This is a genomic window from Microcoleus sp. S28C3 (assembly GCF_036700785.1).
Lineage (GTDB): Bacteria > Cyanobacteriota > Cyanobacteriia > Cyanobacteriales > Microcoleaceae > Microcoleus > Microcoleus asticus.
This window is the reverse complement of record NZ_JAUBPO010000263.1, coordinates 1-1,847: the sequence shown is the minus strand read 5'-3', so window position 1 is coordinate 1,847 and position 1,847 is coordinate 1. Positions and strand designations below refer to the sequence as shown.

Below are 1,847 nucleotides of genomic sequence, written 5' to 3'. Positions count from 1 at the left end.
TGTGTCCTATTCTATGACACTGTGTGTACCCCGTTTCATTTATTTTCCTCTGCTACCCCTACTTATTGAGCCGATACCCAAAACTCTACATCAAGATTTAAGCGAAATGCCGGAGTTGGGTGATTTCTACGATCGCACTCCCGAACTCCAAACCCTCACCACATGGATTCTACAACAACGCTGTCGCCTCATCACCCTCACCGGCATCAGCGGTATCGGCAAAACCTCCCTAGCAGTCCAACTCGTACAACAAATTAAAAACGAGTTTGAGTACGCAGTTTGGTACACACTAGACGAATTCCCCACCCTAGAAAAATTTCAATCTAACCTAATACAGCTTTTTTCCCATTCCGAAAAAGAAGATTCACCCCCAACAAACCAAAAACCCTTACCGCTGATTAAGTATTTACAAAACCATCGCTGTTTAATCGTCTTAGATGACGTTCACAACCTTTTTTGTAGCGGCGAATTGGCAGGAAAATATAAACCAGAATCCGCCGAAGAATATCGCACTTTATTCAAAAAAATAGAAAAATTATCCCATCAAAGCTGCTTTATGTTAATCGGTTGGGAACAACCCAGAGAAGTGACTCAAGTTAAAAGCCAAAATACTTCTATTCGTACCTTACAGATCAAAGGTTTAGACATCGCAGCCGCAAGGGAAATTCTTAGAGATTATGGGTTAGAAGAAAGCGACAACAGTGAAGCACTCATTCATCGTTACCAAGGCAACCCCCTATGGTTAAAAAGCGTGGCGAATCTGATTCAAGACTTGGGTGGAGGCGTGACCGAGTTATTACCAAATGATACTATATTGTTGCCAGAAGATTTGAAAGATGTTTTACAGCAGCAGTTCGATCGCCTATCCGAACTAGAAAAACAAGTAATCTCCTTATTAGCCAAAGAAAGCCAGCCAATCAACCGGGCAAAATTGCTAGAAAATGAGATAATTCCGGCTTCAGATTTGCTAAATGCCTTGCAATCTCTATCGCGGCGCTGCTTGATTGACTGTAGTTTAGACTAAAAAATGATTGCAGCCAAAAGTAGCTGCCTTTGAATATCCGGCAAGCTGTTACTCAAAAACTCAAGAGGGAGAAGATTAAATAACTAATCTTGAAGACTTTTTACGTCGAGAAACCCGTTTTTTCACAGTGGGATATCGCGGTGCTACCGTCCGTACCCTTCCTTTTTCCCAGCCGGGGGATTTTCCCCTCTGTTTAGGCATTTTTGCGGGAGTACCAATGTCAACTAAAAGCGACAACATTGATTGAGCAACACGTCCAGGGGTTAAATTAATCGTAGCAGATTGCCAAGGTAATACATTCTCAACCACTAAATCCCTAGCTAGCCAGAGTTGCCAACTCCGGGGCGGCATTAAATCACTCCAACGCTCGGATTGTTCGGGAGTTCTCAGGTTAGGCAATGTCCAGTGTAGTCGTTGCTTGGCAAACCTATACCAATGATCTACTCCAAAACGTCGTAAATATTTGAACCAGACTGTTTCTAGAGGGAGAGTTCGTTCTCCCACCCAAGCCAACCATAAGGGTGGAAATGGCTGACCATTTGACATCGGCTTCATTCTTGCGACGAGGATTAAATTGACTCTCTGTCCAGGCGCACGATAAAAATGTAAGTCTAGCCATTGACTGACTCGGACTTGTCCCAAATCTGGATGTTCGTCAATTTCGATCGCAGTATCCGCTTGAAGCCATGTGGTTGGGTCGCCCGGCCTCATTTTTGACCCATGTTTCCGTGGTCTGCCACGACCACTAGACCTCTTGCAAAAGTCCTTTTCATAAATTTATAGGACGGGCAAGATGCCCGTCCCACAAGAAAAAATAACTCTT

2 protein-coding genes are annotated in these 1,847 nt (G+C 43.7%); one reads left to right on the top strand and one right to left on the bottom strand.

Annotation, left to right across the window (positions count from 1 at the left end; all coding sequences use genetic code 11):
* Window positions 1-1,024 (top strand): NB-ARC domain-containing protein (locus QUA13_RS32300; RefSeq protein WP_333205153.1); only part of this gene is annotated, 1,024 nt, incomplete at its 5' end.
* Window positions 1,025-1,099: 75 nt separating this feature from the next.
* Here the strand turns inward: QUA13_RS32300 and QUA13_RS32295 are convergent.
* The gene (locus QUA13_RS32295) at window positions 1,100-1,735 is read right to left on the bottom strand and encodes a hypothetical protein (protein ID WP_333205151.1); all 636 of its coding nucleotides are present in this window, start codon (window positions 1,733-1,735) and stop codon (window positions 1,100-1,102) included.
* Window positions 1,736-1,847: the final 112 nt, after the last annotated feature.